Origin of the sequence: Citrobacter freundii complex sp. CFNIH4 (assembly GCF_002934505.1) — a bacterium.
GTDB classification, from domain to species: Bacteria; Pseudomonadota; Gammaproteobacteria; order Enterobacterales; family Enterobacteriaceae; genus Citrobacter; species Citrobacter freundii.
In genome coordinates this window covers 864,887-890,221 of the sequence record NZ_CP026231.1, presented here as the reverse complement: position 1 = coordinate 890,221, position 25,335 = coordinate 864,887, and the positions used below count along the sequence as shown (strand labels likewise).

At 50.8% G+C, this 25,335-nt stretch carries 24 protein-coding genes; 11 read left to right on the top strand and 13 right to left on the bottom strand.

What is annotated here, in order from left to right:
- Positions 1 to 29: 29 nt before the first annotated feature.
- The 9 genes from tolB to cydA all read right to left on the bottom strand — a co-directional run bounded on the left by tolB (position 30) and on the right by cydA (position 7,592).
- Positions 30 to 1,322, bottom strand: a complete 1,293-nt coding sequence (gene tolB, locus C2U41_RS04515) for a Tol-Pal system beta propeller repeat protein TolB (protein ID WP_003022981.1) — start codon at positions 1,320 to 1,322, stop codon at positions 30 to 32.
- Between the two features lie 128 nt (positions 1,323 to 1,450).
- Positions 1,451 to 2,707, bottom strand: coding sequence for a cell envelope integrity protein TolA (gene tolA, locus C2U41_RS04510; protein ID WP_016149807.1), 1,257 nt, complete (start codon positions 2,705 to 2,707; stop codon positions 1,451 to 1,453).
- A 64-nt stretch (positions 2,708 to 2,771) separates the two neighbouring features.
- Complete coding sequence (gene tolR, locus C2U41_RS04505) at positions 2,772 to 3,200, bottom strand: colicin uptake protein TolR (RefSeq protein WP_003022978.1); 429 nt, start codon at positions 3,198 to 3,200, stop codon at positions 2,772 to 2,774.
- Between the two features lie 3 nt (positions 3,201 to 3,203).
- Entirely contained in the window at positions 3,204 to 3,896 is a 693-nt protein-coding gene (tolQ, locus tag C2U41_RS04500; RefSeq protein WP_003022976.1) for a Tol-Pal system protein TolQ, read from the bottom strand.
- Complete coding sequence (gene ybgC, locus C2U41_RS04495; protein WP_003835413.1) at positions 3,893 to 4,297, bottom strand: tol-pal system-associated acyl-CoA thioesterase; 405 nt, start codon at positions 4,295 to 4,297, stop codon at positions 3,893 to 3,895. The genes tolQ and ybgC overlap by 4 nt, the downstream gene beginning before the upstream one ends.
- Positions 4,298 to 4,447: 150 nt before the next feature.
- Entirely contained in the window at positions 4,448 to 4,741 is a 294-nt protein-coding gene (gene ybgE / locus C2U41_RS04490; protein WP_003022971.1) for a cyd operon protein YbgE, read from the bottom strand.
- On the bottom strand, positions 4,741 to 4,854 hold the full coding sequence (gene cydX / locus C2U41_RS04485) for a cytochrome bd-I oxidase subunit CydX (RefSeq protein ID WP_003022970.1): 114 nt from the start codon (positions 4,852 to 4,854) through the stop codon (positions 4,741 to 4,743). The genes ybgE and cydX overlap by 1 nt, the downstream gene beginning before the upstream one ends.
- A 14-nt stretch (positions 4,855 to 4,868) precedes the next feature.
- Positions 4,869 to 6,008, bottom strand: coding sequence for a cytochrome d ubiquinol oxidase subunit II (gene cydB / locus C2U41_RS04480; RefSeq protein WP_003022968.1), 1,140 nt, complete (start codon positions 6,006 to 6,008; stop codon positions 4,869 to 4,871).
- Between the two features lie 15 nt (positions 6,009 to 6,023).
- A complete protein-coding gene (gene cydA, locus C2U41_RS04475) occupies positions 6,024 to 7,592 on the bottom strand; it encodes a cytochrome ubiquinol oxidase subunit I (RefSeq protein ID WP_003022965.1) in 1,569 nt (522 codons plus the stop codon).
- Between the two features lie 1,217 nt (positions 7,593 to 8,809).
- On the opposite strand from cydA, the gene glmS reads away from it, so the two are divergent.
- The 10 genes from glmS (at position 8,810) to cobO (ending at position 19,965) form a co-directional block, all read left to right on the top strand.
- On the top strand, positions 8,810 to 9,259 hold the full coding sequence (gene glmS / locus C2U41_RS04470) for a methylaspartate mutase subunit S (RefSeq protein WP_003022963.1): 450 nt from the start codon (positions 8,810 to 8,812) through the stop codon (positions 9,257 to 9,259).
- The gene (glmL, locus tag C2U41_RS04465; RefSeq protein ID WP_044701049.1) at positions 9,259 to 10,647 is read left to right on the top strand and encodes a methylaspartate mutase accessory protein GlmL; all 1,389 of its coding nucleotides are present in this window, start codon (positions 9,259 to 9,261) and stop codon (positions 10,645 to 10,647) included. Before glmS ends, glmL begins: the two co-directional genes overlap by 1 nt.
- 18 nt (positions 10,648 to 10,665) lie before the next feature.
- The gene (locus C2U41_RS04460) at positions 10,666 to 12,111 is read left to right on the top strand and encodes a methylaspartate mutase subunit E (protein WP_003022957.1); all 1,446 of its coding nucleotides are present in this window, start codon (positions 10,666 to 10,668) and stop codon (positions 12,109 to 12,111) included.
- Complete coding sequence (locus tag C2U41_RS04455) at positions 12,111 to 13,352, top strand: methylaspartate ammonia-lyase (protein ID WP_003022953.1); 1,242 nt, start codon at positions 12,111 to 12,113, stop codon at positions 13,350 to 13,352. The genes C2U41_RS04460 and C2U41_RS04455 overlap by 1 nt, the downstream gene beginning before the upstream one ends.
- A 3-nt stretch (positions 13,353 to 13,355) precedes the next feature.
- Positions 13,356 to 14,726, top strand: coding sequence for an acyclic terpene utilization AtuA family protein (locus C2U41_RS04450; RefSeq protein WP_003835421.1), 1,371 nt, complete (start codon positions 13,356 to 13,358; stop codon positions 14,724 to 14,726).
- Positions 14,723 to 15,040, top strand: a complete 318-nt coding sequence (locus C2U41_RS04445; RefSeq protein WP_103848319.1) for a DUF4387 domain-containing protein — start codon at positions 14,723 to 14,725, stop codon at positions 15,038 to 15,040. The genes C2U41_RS04450 and C2U41_RS04445 overlap by 4 nt, the downstream gene beginning before the upstream one ends.
- Before the next feature lie 168 nt (positions 15,041 to 15,208).
- The gene (locus C2U41_RS04440; RefSeq protein ID WP_003022946.1) at positions 15,209 to 16,513 is read left to right on the top strand and encodes a dicarboxylate/amino acid:cation symporter; all 1,305 of its coding nucleotides are present in this window, start codon (positions 15,209 to 15,211) and stop codon (positions 16,511 to 16,513) included.
- A 125-nt stretch (positions 16,514 to 16,638) separates the two neighbouring features.
- Positions 16,639 to 17,640 carry a glutaminase A gene (gene glsA, locus C2U41_RS04435; RefSeq protein WP_103848318.1) on the top strand — a complete coding sequence of 334 codons (1,002 nt, stop codon included), beginning with the start codon at positions 16,639 to 16,641 and terminating at the stop codon, positions 17,638 to 17,640.
- Positions 17,641 to 17,700: 60 nt separating this feature from the next.
- On the top strand, positions 17,701 to 19,353 hold the full coding sequence (locus tag C2U41_RS04430) for a class I fumarate hydratase (protein ID WP_003835428.1): 1,653 nt from the start codon (positions 17,701 to 17,703) through the stop codon (positions 19,351 to 19,353).
- Between the two features lie 9 nt (positions 19,354 to 19,362).
- Complete coding sequence (cobO, locus tag C2U41_RS04425; RefSeq protein WP_003847316.1) at positions 19,363 to 19,965, top strand: cob(I)yrinic acid a,c-diamide adenosyltransferase; 603 nt, start codon at positions 19,363 to 19,365, stop codon at positions 19,963 to 19,965.
- An 82-nt stretch (positions 19,966 to 20,047) separates the two neighbouring features.
- On the opposite strand, the gene C2U41_RS04420 is transcribed toward cobO, so the two are convergent.
- Complete coding sequence (locus C2U41_RS04420; RefSeq protein WP_003022936.1) at positions 20,048 to 20,950, bottom strand: LysR substrate-binding domain-containing protein; 903 nt, start codon at positions 20,948 to 20,950, stop codon at positions 20,048 to 20,050.
- Between the two features lie 404 nt (positions 20,951 to 21,354).
- Here C2U41_RS04420 and cobA point away from each other — a divergent pair, with 404 nt between their 5' ends.
- Positions 21,355 to 22,143, top strand: coding sequence for a uroporphyrinogen-III C-methyltransferase (gene cobA, locus C2U41_RS04415; RefSeq protein ID WP_003835432.1), 789 nt, complete (start codon positions 21,355 to 21,357; stop codon positions 22,141 to 22,143).
- On the opposite strand, the gene C2U41_RS04410 is transcribed toward cobA, so the two are convergent.
- The 3 genes from C2U41_RS04410 to sucC form a co-directional block, all read right to left on the bottom strand.
- Positions 22,122 to 23,015, bottom strand: coding sequence for a PocR ligand-binding domain-containing protein (locus C2U41_RS04410; protein ID WP_103848317.1), 894 nt, complete (start codon positions 23,013 to 23,015; stop codon positions 22,122 to 22,124). The genes cobA and C2U41_RS04410 overlap by 22 nt on opposite strands.
- A gap of 225 nt (positions 23,016 to 23,240) precedes the next feature.
- Positions 23,241 to 24,110, bottom strand: a complete 870-nt coding sequence (sucD, locus tag C2U41_RS04405; protein WP_103848316.1) for a succinate--CoA ligase subunit alpha — start codon at positions 24,108 to 24,110, stop codon at positions 23,241 to 23,243.
- Positions 24,110 to 25,276, bottom strand: a complete 1,167-nt coding sequence (gene sucC, locus C2U41_RS04400) for an ADP-forming succinate--CoA ligase subunit beta (RefSeq protein WP_003022927.1) — start codon at positions 25,274 to 25,276, stop codon at positions 24,110 to 24,112. Before sucC ends, sucD begins: the two co-directional genes overlap by 1 nt.
- Positions 25,277 to 25,335 lie beyond the last annotated feature (59 nt).

Below are 25,335 nucleotides of genomic sequence, written 5' to 3'. Positions count from 1 at the left end.
TGATTCCTTTATTAATCAATTATTTATTATCACAGATACGGCGACCAGGCAGGGAATTTAACCTGTCCATCAGTTGCCGGAAGACGCGCTTTGAAACGCCCATCTGTAGAAACCAAATTCAGCACGGATCCCATCCCCTGAGAAGAGCTGTAGATTACCATAGTGCCGTTAGGTGCCAGACTTGGCGTTTCGTCCAGGAACGTTGACGACAGAACTTGTACGCCACCCGCTACCAGATCTTGTTTGGCAATGTGCTGCTGACCGTTGGCCGAACTTACCATTACCATAAATTTACCGTCGCTGCTCACATCCGCATCCTGGTTTTGCGAACCTTCCCAGGTAATACGCTGCGGAGCACCGCCGTTGACGTTAACTTTATATACCTGCGGACGACCGGCCTGGTCAGATGTAAAGGCCAGGTTTTGGCTGTCCGGGAACCAGGTCGGTTCCGTGTTGTTGCTACGACCATCCGTCACCTGACGGATCTGACCGGAACCAATGTCCATGACATACAGGTTCAGGCTACCGGTTTTAGACAGGGCAAACGCCAGTTTGCTGCCATCCGGAGAAAACGCAGGCGCACCGTTGTGACGTGGGAACGACGCTACCTGACGAACCGCGCCATTTGACAACGTCTGAATAACCAGTGCAGAACGACCACTCTCGAAGGTTACGTACGCCAGTTTTGAACCGTCCGGAGACCACGCCGGAGACATCAGCGGCTGCGGAGAACGGTGTACCACGAACTGGTTGTAACCATCGTAGTCGGACACACGTAATTCGTACGGGAACTGACCACCGTTGGTCTGAACAACATAAGCGATACGGGTACGGAATGCACCTTTAATGCCGGTCAGTTTTTCAAACACTTCGTCACTTGCAGTATGCCCCGCGTAACGCAGCCACTGCTTGTTCACTTTATAAGTGTTCTGTGCCAGTACGGTACCCGGTGCGCCACCGGTGTCAACCAGCTGATAGGCAACGCTGTAAGAACCATCCGGGTTCGGCGTAACCTGGCCGACGACTACGGCATCAATGCCCAGCGCAGACCAAGCGGCAGGTTGAACTTCCTGCGCGGTACCAGGCTGCTGAGGCAGACGAGAACGGTCTAACGGGTTAAATTTACCGCTGTTACGCAGGTCAGCACCTACGATACCACCGATATCTTCAGGTGCAGCACCCGGTCCTGCCCATTGGAAGGGGACAACACCAATCGGGCGCGCCGAGTCCACCCCCTGGGTGATCTCGATACGTACTTCTGCGTGCAGCACCGCTGCCCACAGCATCAGAAAACCAAATGCTACTCGTAATGCCTGCTTCATCATATCTCCCTTATCTGGACGGAAAGCCCACGATAATTTAGCAGAATGTTAACAAACTCAAATACACAAAACTACCACAACTCAGTATCAACCTTAGACCGTTTCCCCTGATTTCTCAGGGGTCGTTATTACAGTTTGAAGTCCAGTTTGGCATCTTTTACTTTTTCATAAACTGCCTGGCTAGGCGGTTTGGGAATTCTGGCGGTTTTCGCAGCCGTCAGCGCAGCCTGACACAATGCTGGATCCCCACCCTCTTCGGTCACATCCAGTAACAGACCATCGGGTGCTAACTTGATATGTAATACGCAAGATTTACCTGCATACAAATCTGCACCATACAGACGGCTCTGGATCGCATTACGAATTTGAGATGCGTAAGCACTGATATCAGCACCAGATGCACCGCCATTGGCACCACTTGTACCACTATCTTTCGCCGGTTGGCCGTTTCCTTTCGCTCCACCACCCGATTTCGGTGCATTCTTACCGGAGCTCAGGTCACCCAACAAGTCGTCAACGCCAGAGGCTGCAGCGGCTTTTTCGGCCGCAGCCTTTTTAGCAGCTGCTGCTTTATCTGCCGCAGCTTTCTTATCGGCAGCGGCTTTCTCGGCTGCAGCTTTTTTGTCTGCTGCTGCTTTTTCCGCTGCGGCTTTCTTATCAGCCGCCGCTTTTTCAGCAGCGGCCGCTTTCGCGGCGGCGGCTTTTTCTGCTTTCTCAGCGGCAGCTTTCTCGGCTGCTGCTTGCTTAGCGGCTTCAGCCTGTGCTTTCTTCGCAGCGTCCGCGGCAGCCTTAGCAGCTTGTGCTTCGGCAACTTTCTTCGCATCAGCAGCGGCTTTAGCAGCTTCCGCCTCAGCTTTTTTCTGTGCGTCAGCAGCGGCTTTCTTCGCGGCATCTGCCGCTTGTTTCGCCTGTGCATCAGCTTTAGCCTTCGCGTCTGCAGCAGCCTTCGCCGCAGCTTCTTCAGCCTGTTTCTGTTGCTCTTGCGCTTTCGCGGCGGCGGCTTCAGCTTGCTTCTGCTGTTGCGCCTGTTCGCGCACTTTTTCCTGCGCGGCTAAGCGTTCTTTTTCCAGCTGCTTCAGTCGCTCTTGCTCAGCTGCCTGTTTCTCGCGAAGTTCTTCAGCTTGCTGCTGCGCCTGCTTTTCACGCTGCTCTTCAGCACGTTTCGCGCTTGCCTGCTGTTGCTGCTGCCTGTCGTACTGTTGCACAACGGCGCCAGGATCGACCATAACGGCGTCGATGGACGAACCGCCACCGCCGCCGGCTGAAGCATCAATGTGCTCATCGAACGAACTCCAGATCAGCGCTGCAAATAAAATGACATGCAGCACCGCTGAAATAATTATCGCCCTTTTGAGCTTGTCGTTTTGTTCGGTTGCCTTTGACACTCTCGGTTCCCAAAAAACTGTTCGCCTGTTACGTGCTATCTTTCAAGCCAGCAAAACGCCGTCATCAGATTGGCTGCGTCATCAAGCCAACCGATTTTACGCCTGCACTGTGTAACAAGTTCAGCGCTTTAATTATTTCATCATAAGGCACGTCTTTCGCACCACCGATTAAAAAGACCGTTTTCGGATTGGTCTGCAGGCGACTTTTCGCTTCCGCGATAACCTGCTCCGGCGGCAGTTGATCCATACGATCTTTCTCAACCACCACGCTGTATTGCCCAATACCGGAAACTTCAATAATGACCGGGGGTTCGTCGTTACTGCTGACGGCTTGCGATTCGGTCGCATCCGGCAGGTCGACTTCCACACTCTGCGTAATGATCGGTGCGGTAGCCATAAAGATCAGCAACAGCACCAGCAGTACGTCGAGCAGCGGTACAATATTGATTTCGGACTTGAGTTCGCGACGACCTCGTCCACGCGTTCTGGCCATGGCTTACCCCTTGTTGCTCTCGCTAACGGTAAACGCCTGGCGGTGCAGAATCGCGGTGAACTCTTCCATAAAGTTGTCGTAATTCAGTTCCAGTTTGTTCACGCGCTGGTTCAGACGGTTGTAGGCCATAACCGCCGGGATTGCCGCAAACAGACCGATAGCCGTTGCAATCAACGCTTCCGCGATACCCGGTGCAACCATTTGCAGCGTCGCCTGTTTTACCGCGCCCAGCGCGATAAATGCGTGCATGATCCCCCAAACGGTACCGAACAGACCGATATACGGGCTGATGGAGCCAACGGTTCCGAGGAATGGAATATGCGTTTCCAGCGTTTCCAGCTCACGGTTCATCGAGATACGCATCGCACGGGAAGCCCCCTCAACGACCGCTTCCGGCGCGTGGCTATTTGCCCGATGCAAACGAGCAAACTCTTTGAACCCGCTGTAGAAAATTTGTTCTGAGCCAGCCAAATTATCACGACGCCCCTGGCTTTCCTGGTACAGGCGCGACAATTCAATGCCGGACCAGAACTTGTCTTCAAATGCTTCGGCTTCACGTGAAGCAGCATTAAGAATACGGGTCCGCTGGATAATAATGGCCCAGGATGCGATTGAGAAACCAATCAAAATCAACATGATAAGTTTAACCAGAAGGCTTGCCTTCAGGAACAAATCAAGGATATTCATGTCAGTCACTGCTTAAACTCCGCGACAATAGACTTGGGAAGCGCACGAGGCTTCATTTTGAGTGGATCAACGCAAACAATCAGAACTTCGGCTTCATTCAGCACGGTGTTCTCTGCGTTGACAATGCGTTGCGTGAAAACCAAAGAGGTGCCACGCATTGACGTAATTTCGGTTTGAACTTCGAGCATATCGTCGAGCCGGGCAGGCGCAAAATACTCGAGGGTCATCTTGCGCACCACAAAGGCTACACGTTCAGCCAACAGGACCTGCTGACTGAAGTGATGATGACGCAGCATCTCTGTGCGCGCTCTTTCATAAAAAGCGACGTAGCTGGCGTGGTAAACCACCCCACCGGCATCGGTATCTTCATAGTAGACACGAACCGGCCATCGAAACAGCGTTGTATTCACTTTACATCCCGGTAATGCAACAAAAGGTTAGTGCTTTCAAACTTCGCTACTATACGCGCGGGAATGGTGCTTTGGAATGGGGGAAAGTAAACGGAGAGTAAAAAATTATGGGCTTATGCAAGCCCATAAATATTTAAGGATGTTTCTTATTCAAAAGAAGAAGAAAAACAGACCAACAACGAGGACGATATCCGCGATCAGCGGGCAGAAGATACCCTGCCAGTGTACGGCACGAGGACGAAAGCCAACGCCGTGAATGATGCCTGCGCAGACCGCCCACATCAGCAGAAAACCATGCCAGATTTCAAGCTCACTGGTTTTAGCCGCGAAACGTGACGGATCCCAGAATATGCAACCGGCCAATACGATTGCCAGCACAAATGAAAGCGCCCGCAAGGGGCGCTTGTCCATCGCGTTGTATAACATCGCGATAATATTGGTCATTAGCTATCTTCTTGTCCGGCTTTGCCTGATTCAACGTGCTCAAGCGCCAGCGCTGTGATTATCCCAAATGCACAGGCAAGAAGCGTTCCCAAAATCCATGCGAAATACCACATTTTAAGCTCCTTACTTAGTACAGAGAGTGGGTGTTGCTTTCAATATCTTCTTTAGTGATGCGACCAAACATCTTCCAGTAACACCAGCCGGTGTACAGCAGAATGATCGGTACAAACACACAAGCTACATACGTCATCAGATTCAGCGTCAGCTGGCTGGACGTTGCATCCCACATGGTCAAACTTGCGTTCATCATGGTGCTGGATGGCATCACAAACGGGAACATTGCGATACCGGCAGTCAAGATGATGCAGGCTAACGTCAGTGAAGAGAAGACGAATGCCCAGGCCCCTTTCTCCATACGAGAAGTCAGAATGGTCAACAGCGGCAGAACCACGCCCAGTGCAGGAACCAGCCACAGGATAGGTGCATTGTTAAAGTTCACCATCCATGCGCCAGCCACGCGAGCCACTTCTTTGGTCAGCGGGTTGGAGGCGGCATGATGATCCAGAGCTGAGGTCACAACATAACCGTCAATACCGTAAATCACCCATACACCGGCCAGCGCGAAGCAGACCAGAGTCACCAGCGCCGCAACCTGTGAAGTTGCACGAGCACGCAGATGCAGTTCACCTACCGTACGCATCTGCAGATAGGTCGCACCCTGGGTGATGATCATCCCAACGCTCACGACACCTGCCAGCAGACCAAACGGATTCAGCAACTGGAAGAAGTTACCGGTGTAGTACAAACGCATGTAGTCATCTACGTGGAACGGAACCCCTTGCAGCAGGTTGCCGAACGCCACGCCAATCACCAGCGGTGGCACGAAGCTACCAATGAAGATGCCCCAGTCCCACATGTTGCGCCAGCGCATGTCTTCAATCTTGGAGCGGTAATCAAAACCGACCGGACGGAAGAACAAAGACGCCAGTACCAGGATCATCGCCACATAGAAACCGGAGAACGCAGCGGCATACACCATCGGCCAGGCAGCGAACAGTGCGCCACCCGCGGTGATAAGCCAAACCTGGTTACCGTCCCAGTGCGGGGCGATGGAGTTAATCATAATTCGACGCTCGGTATCATTACGACCGAGGAAACGGGTGAGCATGCCCACCCCCATGTCGAAGCCATCAGTGACCGCGAAACCAATCAGCAGAATGCCAACCAGCAGCCACCAGATAAAACGCAATACTTCATAATCGATCATTTGACGACTCCTGTCTTAGCGTGCCGGCTGAGAAGTCACAGTGGACTGCTCGTAGTGATAACGACCGGTTTTCAGGCTACTCGGCCCAAGGCGTGCGAACTTGAACATCAGATACAGTTCAGCCACCAGGAACAGGGTATACAGGCCGCAAATCAACAGCATCGAGAAGATGAGGTCGCCAGCAGTCAGCGAAGAGTTCGCTACGGCTGTTGGTAACACTTCACCAATCGCCCACGGTTGACGACCGTACTCTGCGACAAACCAACCGGATTCAATAGCAATCCACGGCAGAGGAATCGCGTACAGCGCAGTGCGCAGCAGCCATTTTTTCTCACCGATACGGTTACGAAGCACAGTCCAGAAGGACACCGCGATAATTGCCAGCATCAGGATGCCGCACGCCACCATGATACGGAAAGCGAAGTACAGCGGCGCAACGCGAGGGATAGAATCTTTCGTTGCCTGCTGAATTTGCGCTTCGGTCGCGTCGGTGACGTTATCCGTATAGCGTTTCAGCAGCAGACCATAACCCAGGTCTTTCTTCATGCTGTTGAACTGGTCGCGAACGGCCTGGTCGGTAGTACCAGCACGCAGTTCTTCCAGCAACTGATACGCTTTCATCCCGTTACGGATACGCTCTTCGTGCTGCACCATCAGGTCTTTCAGACCAATGACCGGTGTATCAACAGAGCGGGTGGCGATGATGCCCAGCGCATAAGGAATTTGAATCGCAAAATGGTTTTCCTGCGCATCCTGGTCCGGAATACCGAACAGCGTAAAGGAAGCCGGTGCAGGCTGAGTTTCCCATTCTGCTTCAATCGCTGCGAGTTTGGTTTTCTGCACGTCGCCCATTTCGTAACCGGATTCATCACCCAGAACGATAACAGACAGAATGGCAGCCATACCAAAGCTGGCAGCGATGGCAAAAGAACGTTTAGCAAACGCGAAGTCACGACCGCGCAGCATATAGTAGGAGCTGATACCCAGAACGAACATCGCGCCGCATACATAACCAGATGCCACAGTGTGAACAAATTTCACCTGTGCTACCGGGTTGAGCACCAGTTCAGAGAAGCTCAGCATCTCCATACGCATGGTTTCGAAGTTGAAATCCGCTGCGATTGGGTTCTGCATCCAGCCGTTCGCAACCAGAATCCACAGCGCGGACAGGTTAGAACCCAGGGCCACCAGCCAGGTGACACACATATGCTGGACTTTACCCAAACGGTCCCAGCCGAAGAAGAACAGACCTACAAAGGTGGATTCGAGGAAGAAGGCCATCAAACCTTCGATCGCCAGCGGCGCACCGAAAATATCCCCTACATAGTGGGAGTAGTAAGACCAGTTAGTCCCGAACTGGAACTCCATGGTCAGACCGGTAGCCACACCCAGAGCGAAGTTGATACCAAACAACTTGCCCCAGAACTTGGTCATATCTTTATAAATCTGTTTGCCGGAAAGGACGTAGACCGTTTCCATAATGGCCAGCAAGAACGCCATACCGAGCGTCAGTGGCACAAACAGGAAGTGGTACATCGCGGTCAAGGCAAACTGTAAGCGCGACAGTTCGACTATATCTAACATCATGACTCCTTGCTCATCGCATGAAGACTCCGAGAGTGAACCCCGTTAGAAAGGGTCACACGCATGCCCCAATACAAATTTATCTGCTTCCTTACGCCGCTACTCTTTCTTCTCTTGTGAAGAAAGGACAATGGAGAAAGGTTACAAACATGTTAATAAAACACTCAAATTGATCCCGCAATTATATTACGCCGTAAAATCCTTACAATAAACAGGTTTTTATCGAGACAAATTTGCATTTTTCGATAGTGATCAATTTATAGCTAATTTACCACTTTCAGACCAATTTGATCTGCAGCAATTTAACCTCTTTTGATGCTGTTTTCCAAGTTTTAAACATTGATTTAAATCAATTTTCAAATTTAATGTTAATAGTGTTTAACACTCGCATGACTAGTGAATGCGATGTTAACAACATGTTTTTCAATGAGTAATTGCCGTTACTACAAATGATAGGATATTTATTTAAATGTACACGATCTTTTAACCAGCCCGGCTGACAAAATTGATAGCAGATAAAGAATCACTAATGCTAGGTAGCTCACAGTTTTTTGTTTAGCAAGTCATGGACTTGTTATTTCATACAAATTATTCATTTAAATTTTACTTATAATTAACACCGAGATGTAACTATCTCAGCTGGAAGAGAAAACGTTCCACATTGACCGATGCATTGCGTTTGGTGTTCTGCGAGAGAACGCTGGCGTTTCGCTTAAATCATCACTGAAAGTTATCTTTAACGCCCACTCTGCACTTATGTGGCAAAGATTAAATATGCCACAAACATTTCATTATCATTTTTATCCTAAAATTAACAAAAATGAATTGTGACATATAAGATTAAAAAATAAAAAACCGTTACGTCGTTCACAAGTTAATTAGTAATTGTGATTTTTGAAATTATTAAAAACACGACATAAATGGCGCGCATAACAAAATAAGATTTCGATCACAAACATGGCAAGTAATTTATTACCCATTTTTCTAATAAATTAAAACCGGCCAAGAAAATATGATACATCCTACTGATTATAAAGAAATTTTATAACAACCAAATATAACAATCATTTTTCTCAGGATATTTTGAAAATAGATCAATTGCTTCCTTTTTCGCTTCCACAGAAACTCCAACCCTATTAAGAGGTTGTCACAATCCATGTTCTAAATATTAGAAAATAATTTCACTTATTGACCATCAGCCCTACAGAGGATTACCCATGAAGAAATCTACACTTGTTATTGGCGTCATCGGTGCTGACTGCCATGCAGTAGGTAATAAAGTTCTGGATCGCGTTTTTACCGCTCATGATTTTCACGTAATCAACCTCGGGGTGATGGTGAGCCAGGATGAATATATTGATGCTGCGATTGAAACAGGCGCCGATGCCATCGTGGTGTCCTCTATCTACGGTCATGGCGACATTGATTGCCTCGGATTACGTGAGCGCTGCATCGAACGCGGCCTTGGCGACATTCTGCTGTACGTCGGCGGCAACCTGGTCGTCGGTAAACATGACTTCGCCGATGTGGAAGTGAAGTTTAAAGAGATGGGCTTTAACCGGGTCTTCGCCCCCAGTCACGATCTGGAAGATGTTTGCGCGCTTATCACTAATGATATTCACCAACACAATGGCCTCGAACAGCGTTGCCTGGAAGAGGCTATCTGATGCAAACAGTTTCTGTCGATATCGGCTCGACATGGACCAAGGCAGCCCTCTTCGCCCATGAAGGCGAGGAATTAACCCTGGTAAACCATGTCCTGACCCCAACCACCACACATCATCTGGCAGACGGTTTTTTTGCCAGCCTGAATCAGGTGCTGAATGTTGCCGATGCTCGCCCGTTACTGAAAAGTGGTGAAGTGCAGTTGAAATACTCCTCCTCAGCGAAAGGTGGGCTTGCCGTTGCAGCAATGGGGCTGGTGCCTTCCATTACGTTGGAATCGGCAAAAGTTACCGCCCATTCGGCAGGAGCGAAAATCGCGCAATATTATTCGTACAAGCTGAACCGTCATGACATCCAGGAGCTGGAGTCATCCCCTCCAGATATTCTGCTGTTTACCGGCGGTACAGACGGTGGCGAAGAAAGTTACGGCCTGGCGAATGCGCATGCGCTGGCAGGCTCAAAGCTTGATTGCGCCATTATCTACGCCGGAAACCGGGACATTCAGGACGAAATACAAACGATTCTGGGACATAAGGATTTGACCACGGTAGACAACATTCTGCCTGACCTCGATCACCCGAATCCGTTTGCCGCACGTCAGGCGATTTGTGATGTGTTCTTGTCACGCATTGTCAAAGGCAAAGGTCTGGACGTCATTGTTGGCGAAACAGGCGAAGAGCCAATGCCGACGCCATGGACGGTCTATGAGTTAGTCAAAGCCATTAGCGATTACGACAGCGCATGGAAGGAATTCATGCTGATTGATATGGGCGGAGCCACCACGGATGTCTATTCGGCCAGCGCGAATACCCTCTCCCCCGATACCGTCCTGCATGGTGTTCCTGAACCGTTCGTCAAACGTACCGTAGAAGGCGACCTGGGCATGCGCGTTTCCGCCGTCGTGGTGGGAGAAAGCACGCAGGATATGGTGAAAGTCATCTTCGCCCAACAACCACAGCGCGAGGAAGCGTTTTACCGCTACCTGCGCCATCTGGTAGGGCAACCGGATTACCTGCCACTCAGTGAGGAAGAGAAATATTACGACACCCTGCTGGCAGGTTTATGCGTGGGCTATGCCGCTGAGCGCCACGCGGGCACTAAAAAGCAGGTTTGCACCTGCGTGGGTAACGTGGATTTACAGATGGGTCGCGATCTCACCACCGTACGCAAAGTCGTCGGTTCAGGGGGATGGCTCTCTCGCGCCAGCCAGTTTGATATCCATAACTGGCTCAAATACCGGGAGCTGGACGACCAGGGGAAAAGAATTCTGTTACCGAATCAGTTTGAGTATTACCGCGATTCAAATGGCCTGCTCCCGCTTCTGGCAAACGTCGCCAGGCTGTACCCGCAAGCCGCTGCTCGCACCAGCATTCAGTGTTTAACCCTATAAAACTTAAGGCAGCTACGAATGGAACTTCGAAATAAAAAATTGACCCATGACGAATTCATGACCGAAAGGCATCAGGTATTACAAACCTGGGAAACCGGCAAAGACGTTGAGAACTTCGAAGATGGCGTGAAGTACCAGCAATCAATTCCAGATAAAAAACGCTTCTCCCTTGCCCTGCTGAAAGCCGATCAGGAAGGTAAAACCCTGAGCCAGCCGCGTGCAGGCGTAGCATTAATGGATGAGCATATTGCGCTGCTCAAAACATTGCAGGAAGAGTGCGACCTCCTGCCGAGTACTATCGATGCCTATACCCGTCTGAACCGCTATGAAGAAGCCGCTGTCGGGATCCAGAAATCCATCGAAGCAGGTACTTCCAAGCTGAATGGTTTACCAGTTGTCAATCACGGGGTTGCTGCCTGCCGCCGGATGACTGAATCGCTGGAAAAACCGATCCAGGTTCGCCACGGTACACCGGATGCGCGCCTGCTGGCAGAAATCGCCATGGCCAGTGGCTTCACCAGCTACGAAGGCGGCGGTATCTCCTACAACATCCCTTACGCCAAACGCGTCACCCTGGAAAAATCCATTCGCGACTGGCAGTACTGCGACCGTCTGATGGGTCTGTACGAAGAGAACGGCATTCGCATCAACCGTGAGCCGTTTGGCCCGCTGACCGGTACCCTGATCCCGCCGTTTATGTCCCACTCGGTGGCGATTATTGAAGGTCTGCTGGCGCTGGAACAAGGCGTGAAATCCATTACCGTCGGCTACGGCCAGGTCGGTAGCCTGACGCAGGATATCGCCGCTATTCAGGCGCTGCGTGAACTGTCCCACGAATACTTCCATAACCATGGCTTCGACGATTACGAACTGAGCACCGTTTTCCACCAGTGGATGGGCGGATTCCCGGAAGATGAAGCGAAAGCCTTCTCCGTTATCGCCTGGGGTGCAGCGGTTGCTGGTATGTCGGGTGCCACAAAAGTGATCACCAAAAGCCCGCACGAAGCGTTCGGTATCCCAACTGCGGCAGCTAACGCCCAGGGTCTGAAAGCGTCACGCCAGATGCTCAACATGGTCAGCGATCAGAAATTCCCGCAGTGCGCTGCCGTGGAGCAGGAAGTTGACCTGATTAAGAGCGAAGTCCGCGCGGTGTTGAAGAAAGTCTTCGAACTGGGCAATGGCGACATTGCGCGCGGTACGGTGCTGGCCTTTGAAGCTGGCGTGCTGGATGTACCTTTCGCTCCTGCCGCCTGTAACGCCGGTAAGATCCTGCCTGTTCGCGATAACACAGGCGCAATCCGTATTCTTGAAGCCGGTGCCGTGCCGCTGCCGAAAGATATTCTCGCCCTGCACCACGACTATGTCGCAGAGCGCGCACATTTTGAAGGCCGCAAGCCTTCTTTCCAGATGGTCATTGATGACATCAACGCCGTATCCCACAGTAAATTAATAGGAAGACCATAATGAAAATCAAAAAGGCCCTTTTCACCGCTGGCTACTCCTCATTTTATTTTGACGATCAGCAGGCCATCAAAAATGGCGCCGGTCATGACGGGTTTATCTACACCGGCGATCCGGTCACGCCTGGATTTACCTCTGTTCGTCAGGCGGGTGAATGTGTTTCCGTACAACTGATTCTGGAAAACGGCGCGGTAGCTGTGGGCGATTGCGCAGCGGTGCAATATTCAGGTGCAGGCGGTCGTGACCCGCTGTTCTTGGCTGAAAACTTCATTCCGTTCCTCAACGACCACATCAAGCCGTTGCTGGAAGGTCGTGACGTTGATTCGTTCCTGACCAACGCCCGTTTCTTTGATGAATTGCGTATTGACGGCCATCTGCTGCATACCGCCGTACGTTATGGTCTGTCTCAGGCACTGCTCGACGCGGCGGCACTGGCTACCGGTCGTCTGAAAGCCGAAGTGGTTTGTGATGAATGGCAACTGCCATGCGTTCCGGAAGCCATTCCGTTATTTGGTCAGAGCGGCGACGACCGTTATATCGCCGTCGACAAGATGATCCTCAAAGGTGTGGATGTCCTGCCGCATGCCCTGATCAATAACGTTGAAGAGAAGCTGGGCTTTAAAGGTGAAAAACTGCGTGAGTACGTCCGCTGGTTGTCTAACCGCATCCTGAGCCTGCGCACCAACGAAAGCTATCACCCGACACTGCATATTGATGTCTACGGCACCATTGGTCTGATCTTCGATATGGATCCAGTGCGTTGCGCCGAATACATCGCCAGCCTGGAAGCCGAAGCTCAAGGTCTACCGCTGTACATTGAAGGCCCGGTTGATGCCGGTAACAAGCCGGATCAGATCCGCATGTTAACCGAGATCACTCAGGAGCTGACTCGTCTGGGTTCCGGCGTGAAAATCGTTGCGGATGAATGGTGTAACACCTATCAGGACATCGTGGACTTCACCGACGCGGGCAGCTGCCACATGGTGCAGATTAAAACCCCGGATCTGGGCGGTATTCACAACATCGTTGATGCAGTGCTGTATTGCAACAAACACGGAATGGAAGCCTATCAGGGCGGTACCTGTAACGAAACGGAAATCAGTGCTCGTACCTGCGTACACGTCGCGCTGGCCGCGCGTCCAATGCGCATGCTGATCAAACCGGGTATGGGTTTCGATGAAGGTCTCAACATCGTGTTTAACGAAATGAACCGCACCATCGCGCTGTTGCAAACTAAGGATTAAGAGATGGCACGCACATTTAAGATCTTATCGCCTACGGCTATCCTGGGTTATGGCTTCCCGGAAGAAAGTTTTCGTAAAGCCATGGAAGAGTCACCGGATCTTATTGCTGTTGACGCAGGTTCCTCCGATCCTGGCCCCCACTACCTGGGGGCAGGTAAACCCTTTACCGACAGGGCCGGTGTGAAACGCGATCTGCGCTATATGATTATGGCAGGCGTTAAGAACAACATCCCGGTAGTGATCGGCACAGCCGGTGGTTCTGGCGCAGCTCCGCATCTGGAGTGGTGTCGCCAAATAATCCATGAGATCGCGCAGGAAGAAAAACTGTCTTTCTCAATGGCGCTAATTCCGTCTGATGTCGACAAAGAAATCGTTCATCAGGCACTGGATAACGGCAAAATCACCGCGCTCGATTTTGTGCCTGAACTGACTCACGAGGCCATTGAAGAGAGCACCTACATTGTCGCGCAGATGGGCGTCGAGCCTTTCCAGCGTGCGCTGAAAGCCGGTGCACAGGTGGTCCTGGGCGGACGTGCCTACGATCCGGCCTGCTTCGCCGCGCTGCCGATTATGCAGGGCTTTGATGAAGGTCTGGCGCTTCATTGCGGTAAGATCCTTGAGTGTGCTGCCATTGCCGCCACCCCTGGCTCCGGCTCCGATTGTGCGATGGGGATTATCGACGACAACGGCTTTACGCTGAAGGCGTTCAATCCCAAGCGTAAGTTCACTGAAACTTCTGCTGCGGCGCACACCCTGTACGAGAAGTCAGATCCTTACTTCCTGCCAGGGCCAGGCGGTGTGCTGAACCTGAAAGCATGCACTTTCACCCAGGTTAACGAGGGTGAAGTGTATGTCAGCGGTTCACGCCATGAAGAAACACCGTATGCGTTGAAACTGGAAGGTGCACGCCAGGTTGGCTTCCGTTGCCTGACCATCGCCGGAACACGCGACCCGATTATGATTGCCGGGATTGACACGATTCTTGAAGAGGTACAGGCAAGCGTTGCACGTAACCTCTCCCTGAATGACGACAGTATCCGCATGACGTTCCACTTGTACGGTAAGAACGGTGTGATGGGCAACCATGAGCCGATGAAAACAGCGGGCCATGAACTGGGAATTTTACTGGATGTCGTTGCGCCGACGCAGGACATCGCCAACAGCGTTTGCTCGCTGGTGCGCTCTACCCTGCTGCACTACGGCTATGAAAATCGCATTGCGACTGCGGGCAACCTCGCCTTCCCGTTCTCGCCATCTGATATTCAGAGTGGACCGGTGTATGAGTTCTCGATCTATCACCTGATTGAAGCGAGCGATGCGCTGCGTTTTGATTTCCACATTGAACAGGTGACGCCAGAAGGAGTTCAGGCATGAAACACTCAATTTGTTCACTGGCACAAGTTATTCGCTCGAAAAACGCCGGACCGTACGAACTGGTTTTAGATATTTTATTTAAAACCCGGGAAGATTATCAGCGCGTAAAACGCTCAGAGCAATTAACACCGCAGCTTATTGCCGGTTTATATAACGTTAAGCCTGACTTTATTCACAATATTGTATGGTTCGAACCGGCGAATGCCGTAAAAATCGTCATGCCGCGCGATATTATTTCCGGCAACGTCGGTGACAATGATGTTTATGGTGCACAGCAACACGCACCATTATTAAGTATTGAGTTCGACTTGTAACAAAAAACACAATAACAACCATTGGGGCACAGAATTCAGCTGTATCACAGTGCTTCGAATTATTCATGCGGTTGGTCACAACAGGCGTGCGTCTGAGCTGCTGTCCAGGCTCAGGCGCACGCCACCCTACACAATTCCAATTACCAACCTTTATCCGATGGAGTACACATGAAGAAAATAAGTTTAACGAAGATGATCATATTAGGCCTGATACTCGGCATGATTGCCGGGGTGGCCATAAATAATATGGCCGCGGCTGAAACAGCAAAATCTTATGCAGCAGATATATCCATTTTTACCACTATATTCTTACGTATGGTGAAAATGATTATCGCACCATTGGTTATTTCAACTCTGGTTGTGGGTATTGCCAAAATGGGTGATGCCAAAACGCTCGGACGTATATTTTCGAAAACCTTCTTCCTGTTTATTTGCGCGTCATTGCTGTCAATCGCGCTGGGTCTGGTTATCGTTAATATCTTCCAGCCAGGCGCAGGTATCAACTTTGTGCCACATGACGTCGGCGCTGTTGCCGCCGTTAAGTCAGAGCCATTCACGCTGAAAGTGTTCATCTCACACGCGGTACCGACCAGTATTGTCGATGCGATGGCGCGTAACGAAATTCTGCAGATCGTCGTGTTCTCCATCTTCCTTGGTTGTAGCCTCGCTGCGATTGGTGAAAAAGCCGACCCTATTGTGAAAGTGCTGGATTCACTGGTGCACGTGATGCTGAAGCTGACGGGTTACGTCATGCTGTTTGCGCCACTGACCGTTTTTGCCGCTATTTCAGGTCTGATTGCCGAACGTGGTCTGGGTGTGATGGTTAGCGCCGGGATCTTCATGGGTGAGTTCTACCTGACGCTGGGTATGCTGTGGGCGATCCTGATTGGCCTGTCTACTATGATCGTCGGGCCTTGCATCGCACGGTTAACTAAATCAATCCTCGAACCCGCTCTGCTGGCCTTTACCACTTCAAGCTCTGAAGCCGCCTTCCCGGGTACGCTGGACAAGCTGGAAAAATTCGGTGTTTCTTCAAAAATCGCCAGCTTCGTTCTGCCTATCGGTTACTCCTTTAACCTGGTCGGCTCCATGGCCTACTGCTCCTTTGCCACCGTCTTTATTGCTCAGGCGTGCAACATCGAACTGAGCATGGGCGAGCAAATTACCATGCTGTTAATTCTGATGCTGACTTCTAAAGGGATGGCGGGTGTACCGCGTGCCTCGATGGTCGTTATCGCCGCTACCCTGAACCAGTTCAACATTCCCGAAGCGGGTTTGATCCTGCTGATGGGCGTCGATCCGTTCCTCGATATGGGTCGTTCCGCTACCAACGTCATGAGTAACGCCATGGGCGCTGCCATTGTGGGCCGTTGGGAAGGCGAACACTTCGGCCAGGGTTGCCGTGGAACTGCGCCAGTGAAGTCACCGGAACAGGAACGCCCGGTTACCGAAACGGAAGTCGCTTTGTCCTGATACTACGTTATTGCCGGATGGCGCTTGCGCTTATCCGGCCTACATAACGTTTAACTATCCGTAGGCCGGATTAGGCGGTACGCCGCCATCCGGCATCAAGATGAGCACACCAACAGGAACGCACAATGAATAAAACAATTATCGGCGTGAGTCTCTTTTCTTTCAGCGTCTTGTTTAGCGCAACCACATTCGCGCAAACCACGCCCGACTACGCCAAGCTGATAGAACAGGCTCATCAGAAGTACAAAAGTAATAACGATGGAAAAGTCGCCGACTACATCCCTGCTCTGGCGACCTATAGCCCGAAAAATTTTGCCATCACCATTGCGACGGTGGACGGCAAGATCTACCAGGTTGGCGATGTTAACAAACCTTTCCCAATGGAATCCCTGAGTAAAGTGTTCACCATGGCGCTCGCCATGGAGCAGCACGGTCCACAGGTAGTGCTGGATAAACTTGGCGCCAATGCCACCGGCATGCCGTTCAACTCAGGTTTGGCCGTTGAACTGACCAAAGGCGCGCCTGAAAACCCACTGGTAAACGCCGGGGCCATGAGCACCGTTAGCCTGATTGAAGCCAAAGACAAAAGCGATCGTTGGAACAAAATCCTCGGCAACCTGAACGTCTGGGCCGATGCCACTCTCACCGTAAACGAACCGGTTTTCAAATCTGAAATGGAAACCAACCAGCACAATCAGGCGCTGGCCAAACTGATGGAATCCTATAACAGCTTCTATGGCAACACTGACGAAGCCGTTGAAATTTATACCCGCCAGTGCTCGGTGGATATCACCGTTGAGCAACTGGCCAAAATGGGTGCCGTACTGGCGAACAAAGGCAAATCTCCGTTCAACGGCAAACAGTTGCTGAATGAGAAATATGTTCCACAGGTACTGGCAGAAATGGCAATTGCCGGACTGTACGACGGCAGCGGTAAATGGCTGTACACCGTTGGCATTCCGGCGAAAAGCGGCGTCGGCGGCGGCATGGTTGCCGTCGTCCCAGGCGAATATGCGATTGCGGTCTATTCTCCGCCGCTTGATGAAGCCGGAAACAGCGTTCGTGCCCAGAAAACTATCGAATATGTCGCCGAAGCGACAAAAGCCAACGTCTTTTTAGCCAAATAACTTTACGCCGGATGGCACATTGCTTATCCGGCAAACAATACGAAGAGGTGAGAAGTAAACATGTCTAAACCATTTGTCTGGCAGGAACTCTTTGTTCAGAGTAAAGATAGTACCGAATATGAATTACTCAGTAACCAGCACGTTACGGTAACGGAGTTAGACGGAGAGGAAGTTATCAAGGTTGCACCGGAAGCGTTAACCTTGTTAGCACAGCAGGCGTTTTATGAGGCTTCATTTTTCCTGCGCGCCGGACATTTAAAACAGATTGCCAGCATTTTGCACGACCCACAGGCCAGCGGTAACGATAAGTACGTCGCATTGCAGCTGCTGCGCAATGCAGAGGTTTCAGCTAAAGGTGTACTGCCTAACTGCCAGGACACCGGGACGGCAACCATTGTGGCCAGCAAAGGGCAACATGTCTGGACCGGCGGCGATGACGCCGAAGCCTTAAGCAAAGGCGTGTATACCACCTTCACCGAAAACAATCTGCGTTACTCGCAAAATGCCCCGCTGGACATGTATACCGAGGTCAATACTCAGACAAACCTGCCGGCACAAATCGACATCAGCGCCACGCCGGGCAATGAATATAAATTCCTGTTCGTCAACAAAGGCGGCGGTTCTGCCAATAAGGCGGCGTTATTCCAGGAAACCAAATCCATTCTGCAGCCGGAAAAGCTCACCGCGTTCCTGATCGAAAAAATGAAATCACTGGGTACAGCCGCTTGCCCGCCGTATCACATCGCTTTTGTGGTTGGGGGCTTATCCGCCGACCAGACGCTGAAAGTCGCCAAACTGGCTTCAACCAAATATTACGATAATCTGCCCACCAGCGGGAACGAGCTGGGCCAGGCGTTCCGTGATACGGCGCTGGAAGCCGAGTTGCTCAATGCCAGCCGTGAGTTTGGCATCGGGGCGCAGTTTGGCGGTAAATACTTTGCCCACGATATTCGCGTAATTCGCTTACCGCGCCACGGCGGCTCCTGCCCAATCGCGATGGCTCTCTCCTGCTCTGCCGACCGCAACATTAAAGCCAAAATTAATAAACACGGTATCTGGCTGGAAAAACTCGAGCATAATCCGGGCAAATTTATCCCCGATTCTCACCGGGTAGAAAACGGCGCCCAGACCGTACAACTGGATCTGAACCGTCCGCTGCGCGAGATCCTGCATGATCTCTCCGCCTTGCCCATTGGTACACGTCTGTCGTTAAGCGGCCCGATTGTTGTGGCTCGCGATATCGCTCACGCGAACATCAAAGCGCGACTGGATAACGGTGAACCGATGCCGGAATACATGAAAAAGCATATCGTTTACTATGCTGGTCCAGCCAAAACCCCGGAAAATCAGGCCTGTGGCTCAATGGGACCCACCACCGGCGGGCGCATGGATGGGTATGTCGATGCTTTCCAGGCACAAGGCGGCAGCCTCATTATGCTCACCAAGGGTAACCGCAGCCAACAGGTCACTGATGCCTGTCACAAACACGGTGGATTTAGCCTCGGCAGCATTGGCGGTGCCGCCGCCCTACTGGCGCAACAGTACGTGAAGAGTCTGCAGTGTCTTGAATATCCAGAACTGGGAATGGAAGCGGTGTGGATGATGGAAGTTAAAAATATGCCCGCCTTCGTATTAGTGGATGACAAAGGTAATAACTTCTTCAGCCAGTTCGAGCAGCAGCATCGCTGCGCAACTTGTCCGGCAGGGCATTAAGGAGTTTCCATGGAAGCGCGCGCCAATAACGACAGACACCGTCAGCGTCAGCAGAAGCTAAAAGAGCAGGTTGATACCCGCGTAGCGGCTGCAACGGAGAAGAAAGGGATCCTGATTGTCTTCACCGGCAATGGAAAAGGAAAATCCACCGCAGCCTTTGGCACGGCAACGCGCGCAGTGGGTCACGGAAAAACCGTTGGCATCGCGCAGTTTATTAAAGGTCAGTGGGATAATGGTGAGTACAACACACTGCAACCGCTCGGCGTCGAATTCCATATTATGGGTACCGGATTTACCTGGGAAACCCAAAATCGGCAAGCAGATATCGAAGCGGCAACGGTTGTCTGGCAGGAAAGTAAGCGCATGCTGGCTGATGCGCATTACGATCTAGTGGTGCTGGATGAACTCACCTACATGCTGGCTTACCACTATCTGGATACGCAAGAGGTTATCAACGCCATCGAAAATCGTCCTGCCGGTCAGAGCGTTATCGTCACAGGACGCGGATGCCATACGCTGTTACTGGAACTGGCCGATACGGTCAGTGAAATACGCCCGGTCAAACACGCGTTTGACCGCGGTATTCAGGCACAGATTGGGATCGACTGGTAGCCGTTCTTTTGCCGGATAACGATGCTAACGCGTCTTATCCGGCCTACCCATCGTTGTAGGCCTGATAAGGCATAAGCCACCCTCAGGCAGCCGATACTACGGACTTACTGAGCAACCAGTTGCGGAAAATCTGTAAATGCTCGGATTCCGATTTTTCTTCACGCCATGTCATAATAAATCGATTTCCGGTACGCATCGGAACATCGCAAGGAATGACCATATCGCCACTGTCCAGATCGTGCTGAATGGCAAAACGCGGGAGCAGCGCAACGCCCAGATTAGAGCGGACCGCCGCGATCAGCATCGATAACAAATCAAATCTCGGACCTTTATTCACCAGCGGACTGCTGACATCTGACAGCGCAAACCATTCCTGCCAACCTTTGATACGCGTGCTTTGGTGCAATAGCGGGAATTCGTTTAGTAATTCGTTTACCGCCAGTTTTCGTTCCGGTTCGGCCAGCAAACAGCGACTGCATACCGGCAGAATCTCCTCTTCAAACAGGTACTCAACCCCTGACCATGGCGAATAAAAGTCTTCGCGCATGATTGCCGCGTCATACTCTCGATTGAGAAAATCACCAATATTCGCCAGGGAATGAATGTTCACGATAATATCAGGATTAAGTTTGTTAAATTCCCGCAGGTTTGGGATCAGCCAGTGCGTGCTGAACGTCGGATTCACCGCCAGCTCAATAACCTGTACCGTCGGCTGCCAGGTCATTATCGTCGTCGTATCTCGTTCAAGCTTATTTAACGTTTCTTTAACGATGCTTAAATAGTGTTTGCCAGCCGCATTTAAAAAAATGCGTTTTTTGGCGTGATTAAATAGCGCGGTATTGAGAAAATCCTCCAGTGCATTTACCTGGCGGAAAACAGCACTTTGTGTTAAAGCCAGCTCTTCAGCTGCCCGGGTATAACTTTCGTGACGCGCAACCACTTCAAAAGTTACCAGCAACTCCGTCTTGGGTATTTTTCCTCTCATAACCTCTTCCATTTGCAGCGTACAAAAATAGTTTAATTTATAAAAAATAATTCAAGACACCCAGATAAGCATCGAGAGTTATATTTTATTTTATCCATTGATGTCATTGATCCAATCCATGATTTACTCACACTGATGACGGGTAAATATTAACCAATAATACTTAAGGGAAACAATAAACACAATTTAAATAAGGTTAAACTTAAGCAAATAGTGCCAATAAGTTCTTAATAATTTTTCAAGTCATCTTGTTTATTGCAGAAAAAACTTTGCGAGATTAATCAATATTATCAATGCGATAATTTTGGATAATTTCACGTTATAACTTACGGGCAAACGACTGCTTTTTATCATTCCTTGATGTAGTTTCTGCTTTTTTTGTTAGACGTGATAAAGGACACAATGTGAAAACTTTCGGAAAGGTCTGGCTCGTTGGGGCAGGTCCCGGTGATATTTCATTGCTCACCCTCAAAGCAATGATGTGCATTAAACAGGCTGATGTCATTATTTACGATCGGCTGGTCAATCCTAAAATTTTGGAATGGGCATTACCAGATTGCCTGCTTATCAATGTCGGCAAAAACCCAGGCTTCCATTGTGTACCCCAGGATGAAATCAATGCGCTGCTTGTCCAGTATGCCCAAACTCACAATAATATTGTACGCCTGAAAGGTGGCGATCCGTATGTTTTTGGACGCGGGGCTGAAGAAGTTGAGGATCTCGTCGAGACGGGCATCCCATTTGAAGTGGTGCCGGGTATCAGCTCAACCATTGGTGGCCTGACCTATGCCGGGATTCCGGTAACACACCGCGATTTCGCCTCGGGATTTCACGTAGTGACCGGCCATACACGGGAGGGCAACCAACAGCAGGACTGGCGTCAACTGGCAAAACTGAATGGTACGCTGGTTATCGTCATGGGCATCGCCAATCTGGCGTTTATCTGTGAGGAATTATTGATGGGTGGAAAATCAGCAGATACGCCTGCAGCGCTAATTATGTCTGCCACCCGCGATAATCAGCGCCGACTGACCTGTACGCTCGGTTCACTACTGAGCAAGGCGCAGGAAGCTAACATCCTTCCCCCTGCACTGATAGTGATTGGTGATGTGGTAACCCTGAGCGATCGGCTCTCTTTTATCCCTGAAGCCTTCAAGCTGCCAGAAAACCTTTACTGTGACAGTCTGGCATGACGAAAAGACTGGGGCGACGTTTGATGCGCCGCCCGGAAAACGCGGCAAAAGTAGCTGGTTTGTGCGTATTGGAGTTTCCGGGCAATGCTGTCTATGGAATGAACGGGATCGTGCAATAACTCCCCCGCTTTTTGCATTTTTTTCTGATTCACCCAGGTTTTAAAGTTAACGCCCTGCCGTTTCTTAAAAAAACGGCTGAAATAGTTTGCGCTTAAGCAGACGTGAGCTGCTACGGATTCCAGGGATAATTCACCATACAAATTCTCATCGATATAACGCAACGCTGCCAGTAGCTTTTTCTCGTGTCGGGAAGGTTCTGTAAAATAATGACGCATGTAACTGGTCGCTGGGATAACAATCTCATCAGATTGTTGTTGTTCTGTTTCAAAATTATCAATAATAAAATTCAATAAATTTGCTGATGCCACCAGCGTATTATTATCGACTACCGCCACCTTACTCCATTCAGTTTTTATTTTTGGTTCATCCATCCATGAGTATTCATTATCAATAATGATAGTTTTATATTCCTGATATTTTGCCCGCACCTGCCCACAAAGCATAAAACCGTACAGATGCCCCTCGCGAATTAATGGCATAGAAAACAGACTTAGCCCTGCATGACAGCTGAGTATTCTGGGTTTAAGGTGTTTTAATCCTTCAAAAGCACAATACTTGTCACACTTTTGGCAACTCACACAATAGCGTTCATCCGCCCGCATTAATGTGCAGAACGAATTAAAATTATGACAATCTGAGAGAATTTTTCCGGTAACATCAACCACGACGGTGGCTAATCCAGTCGCACTGGAAAATACCTTTGCTATCGAGAAAAAACGTTGTAGGTAATCATCCTGGATTTTCAACGACACGGTATCCTCCGGCATAAATGAAATTAAAGCCGGTAATATGCAGAATTTAACCAAGAGAAAGAATGATGTTCACCGCAAAAAATAATCTCATTTATGCAGATGATTATGAGTAATTTGCAAGATTCAGATAACTAAAAATAAAAAAAGGCCATCATCAGATGGCCAACCATGTCGAAACGAGACCAGCCCTTGACTACGCAGAGAGTCAGGGCTGTTTTTTATTTATTACTTAATAACGGTTTTCAGCGCTTCGCCGATATCGGCCAGGCTACGAACAGTTTTCACGCCTGCGGCTTCCAGCGCAGCGAATTTCTCATCCGCCGTACCTTTCCCACCTGCGATGATCGCACCCGCGTGACCCATACGCTTACCTTTCGGCGCGGTGACGCCCGCGATGTAGCCGACAACCGGCTTGGTCACGTGATCTTTAATGTACGCAGCGGCTTCTTCTTCTGCGCTACCGCCGATCTCACCGATCATGACGATCTCTTCAGTCTGCGGATCTTCCTGGAACAGCTTCAGGATGTCGATGAAGTTAGAGCCTGGGATCGGGTCACCACCGATGCCCACACAGGTGGACTGGCCGAAACCGTAGTCGGTAGTCTGCTTAACCGCTTCATAGGTCAGGGTACCTGAACGGGAAACGATACCCACTTTACCCGGCTTGTGAATGTGGCCCGGCATGATGCCGATTTTGCACTCGCCCGGGGTGATCACACCTGGGCAGTTCGGGCCGATCATGCGCACGCCAGCTTCATCCAGCTTCACCTTCACGGTCAGCATATCCAGCGTCGGGATGCCTTCGGTGATGGTGATAATCAGTTTGATACCAGCATCAATCGCTTCCAGTATGGAGTCTTTGCAGAACGGTGCCGGAACGTAGATAACGGTGGCGGTCGCGCCAGTCGCTTCTACAGCTTCACGCACGGTGTTGAACACCGGCAGGCCCAGGTGCGTGGTGCCGCCTTTACCTGGCGTTACGCCGCCAACCATCTGAGTACCGTAAGCAATCGCTTGTTCGGAGTGGAATGTCCCCTGGCTACCGGTGAAGCCCTGGCAGATAACCTTGGTATCTTTATTAATTAAAACTGACATTATTTCCCCTCCACTGCGGCAACAACCTGCTGAGCTGCATCCGTCAGACTTTTCGCTGCAATAATATTCAGGCCACTATCAGCCAGTTTTTTCGCGCCGAGTTCAGCGTTATTACCTTCCAGACGTACCACGACCGGAACGTTTACACCTACTTCTGCTACCGCGCCGATGATACCGTCGGCGATCAGGTCGCAACGTACGATACCGCCGAAGATGTTAACCAGTACGGCTTTAACATTGTCATCAGAGAGGATAATTTTGAACGCTTCGGTTACACGCTCTTTGGTCGCACCGCCACCAACGTCGAGGAAGTTAGCCGGTTCGCCGCCGTGCAGCTTAACGATGTCCATGGTGCCCATTGCCAGGCCCGCACCGTTAACCATGCAACCGATGTTGCCGTCGAGCGCAACGTAGTTCAGTTCCCACTGCGCAGCCTGCGCTTCACGCGGATCTTCCTGAGACTGGTCGCGCATTTCGCGCAGGTCAGCCTGGCGGAACAGCGCGTTGCCGTCAGCGCCCAGTTTGCCGTCGAGGCAGATCAGGTCACCCTGCTTGGTGACAACCAGCGGGTTGATTTCGATCAGCGCCAGGTCGCGCTCCAGGAAGATAGTCGCCAGACCCATGAAGATCTTGGTGAACTGCTGAACCTGTTTACCTTCCAGACCCAGTTTGAACGCCAGCTCGCGACCCTGGTAAGGCATCGGGCCTGCCAGCGGATCGAGCGCCACTTTGTGGATCAGGTGCGGGGTTTCTTCCGCTACTTTTTCGATTTCCACGCCGCCTTCGGTAGAGGCCATGAAGACCACGCGACGGGAGCTACGGTCAACAACTGCGCCGAGGTAAAGTTCTTTACCAATGTCGGTCGCGGCTTCAACCAGAATCTGATTTACCGGTTGGCCATGAGCGTCTGTCTGGTAAGTAACCAGACGTTTACCCAGCCAGTGTTCAGCAAAAGCGCGAATGTCTTCTTTGCTGTTCACAACCTTCACACCGCCCGCTTTACCGCGGCCGCCAGCGTGAACCTGACATTTCACTACCCACGGGCCAGCGCCGATTTTTGAAGCGGCTTCTTCTGCTTCACGCGGAGTAGTACAGGCATAACCCACCGGTGCCGGTAAGCCATAGCGGGCAAAAAGTTGTTTTGCCTGATATTCATGTAAGTTCATGTGTTCTGTCCATCCTTCAGGTAATCGTTATCTTTTACCCGTAGGTCTGATAAGCATCC

What these genes read in the sequence shown, in the direction of transcription:
- tolB (WP_003022981.1), bottom strand. Translation starts at nt 1,322, where the DNA reads ATGAAGCAGGCATTACGAGTAGCATTTGGTTTTCTGATGCTGTGGGCA.
- tolR (WP_003022978.1), bottom strand. Translation starts at nt 3,200, where the DNA reads ATGGCCAGAACGCGTGGACGAGGTCGTCGCGAACTCAAGTCCGAAATC.
- ybgE (WP_003022971.1), bottom strand. Translation starts at nt 4,741, where the DNA reads ATGACCAATATTATCGCGATGTTATACAACGCGATGGACAAGCGCCCC.
- cydX (WP_003022970.1), bottom strand. Translation starts at nt 4,854, where the DNA reads ATGTGGTATTTCGCATGGATTTTGGGAACGCTTCTTGCCTGTGCATTT.
- cydB (WP_003022968.1), bottom strand. Translation starts at nt 6,008, where the DNA reads ATGATCGATTATGAAGTATTGCGTTTTATCTGGTGGCTGCTGGTTGGC.
- cydA (WP_003022965.1), bottom strand. Translation starts at nt 7,592, where the DNA reads ATGTTAGATATAGTCGAACTGTCGCGCTTACAGTTTGCCTTGACCGCG.
- glmS (WP_003022963.1), top strand. Translation starts at nt 8,810, where the DNA reads ATGAAGAAATCTACACTTGTTATTGGCGTCATCGGTGCTGACTGCCAT.
- glmL (WP_044701049.1), top strand. Translation starts at nt 9,259, where the DNA reads ATGCAAACAGTTTCTGTCGATATCGGCTCGACATGGACCAAGGCAGCC.
- C2U41_RS04460 (WP_003022957.1), top strand. Translation starts at nt 10,666, where the DNA reads ATGGAACTTCGAAATAAAAAATTGACCCATGACGAATTCATGACCGAA.
- C2U41_RS04455 (WP_003022953.1), top strand. Translation starts at nt 12,111, where the DNA reads ATGAAAATCAAAAAGGCCCTTTTCACCGCTGGCTACTCCTCATTTTAT.
- C2U41_RS04450 (WP_003835421.1), top strand. Translation starts at nt 13,356, where the DNA reads ATGGCACGCACATTTAAGATCTTATCGCCTACGGCTATCCTGGGTTAT.
- C2U41_RS04445 (WP_103848319.1), top strand. Translation starts at nt 14,723, where the DNA reads ATGAAACACTCAATTTGTTCACTGGCACAAGTTATTCGCTCGAAAAAC.
- C2U41_RS04440 (WP_003022946.1), top strand. Translation starts at nt 15,209, where the DNA reads ATGAAGAAAATAAGTTTAACGAAGATGATCATATTAGGCCTGATACTC.
- glsA (WP_103848318.1), top strand. Translation starts at nt 16,639, where the DNA reads ATGAATAAAACAATTATCGGCGTGAGTCTCTTTTCTTTCAGCGTCTTG.
- C2U41_RS04430 (WP_003835428.1), top strand. Translation starts at nt 17,701, where the DNA reads ATGTCTAAACCATTTGTCTGGCAGGAACTCTTTGTTCAGAGTAAAGAT.
- cobO (WP_003847316.1), top strand. Translation starts at nt 19,363, where the DNA reads ATGGAAGCGCGCGCCAATAACGACAGACACCGTCAGCGTCAGCAGAAG.
- C2U41_RS04420 (WP_003022936.1), bottom strand. Translation starts at nt 20,950, where the DNA reads ATGAGAGGAAAAATACCCAAGACGGAGTTGCTGGTAACTTTTGAAGTG.
- sucD (WP_103848316.1), bottom strand. Translation starts at nt 24,110, where the DNA reads ATGTCAGTTTTAATTAATAAAGATACCAAGGTTATCTGCCAGGGCTTC.
- sucC (WP_003022927.1), bottom strand. Translation starts at nt 25,276, where the DNA reads ATGAACTTACATGAATATCAGGCAAAACAACTTTTTGCCCGCTATGGC.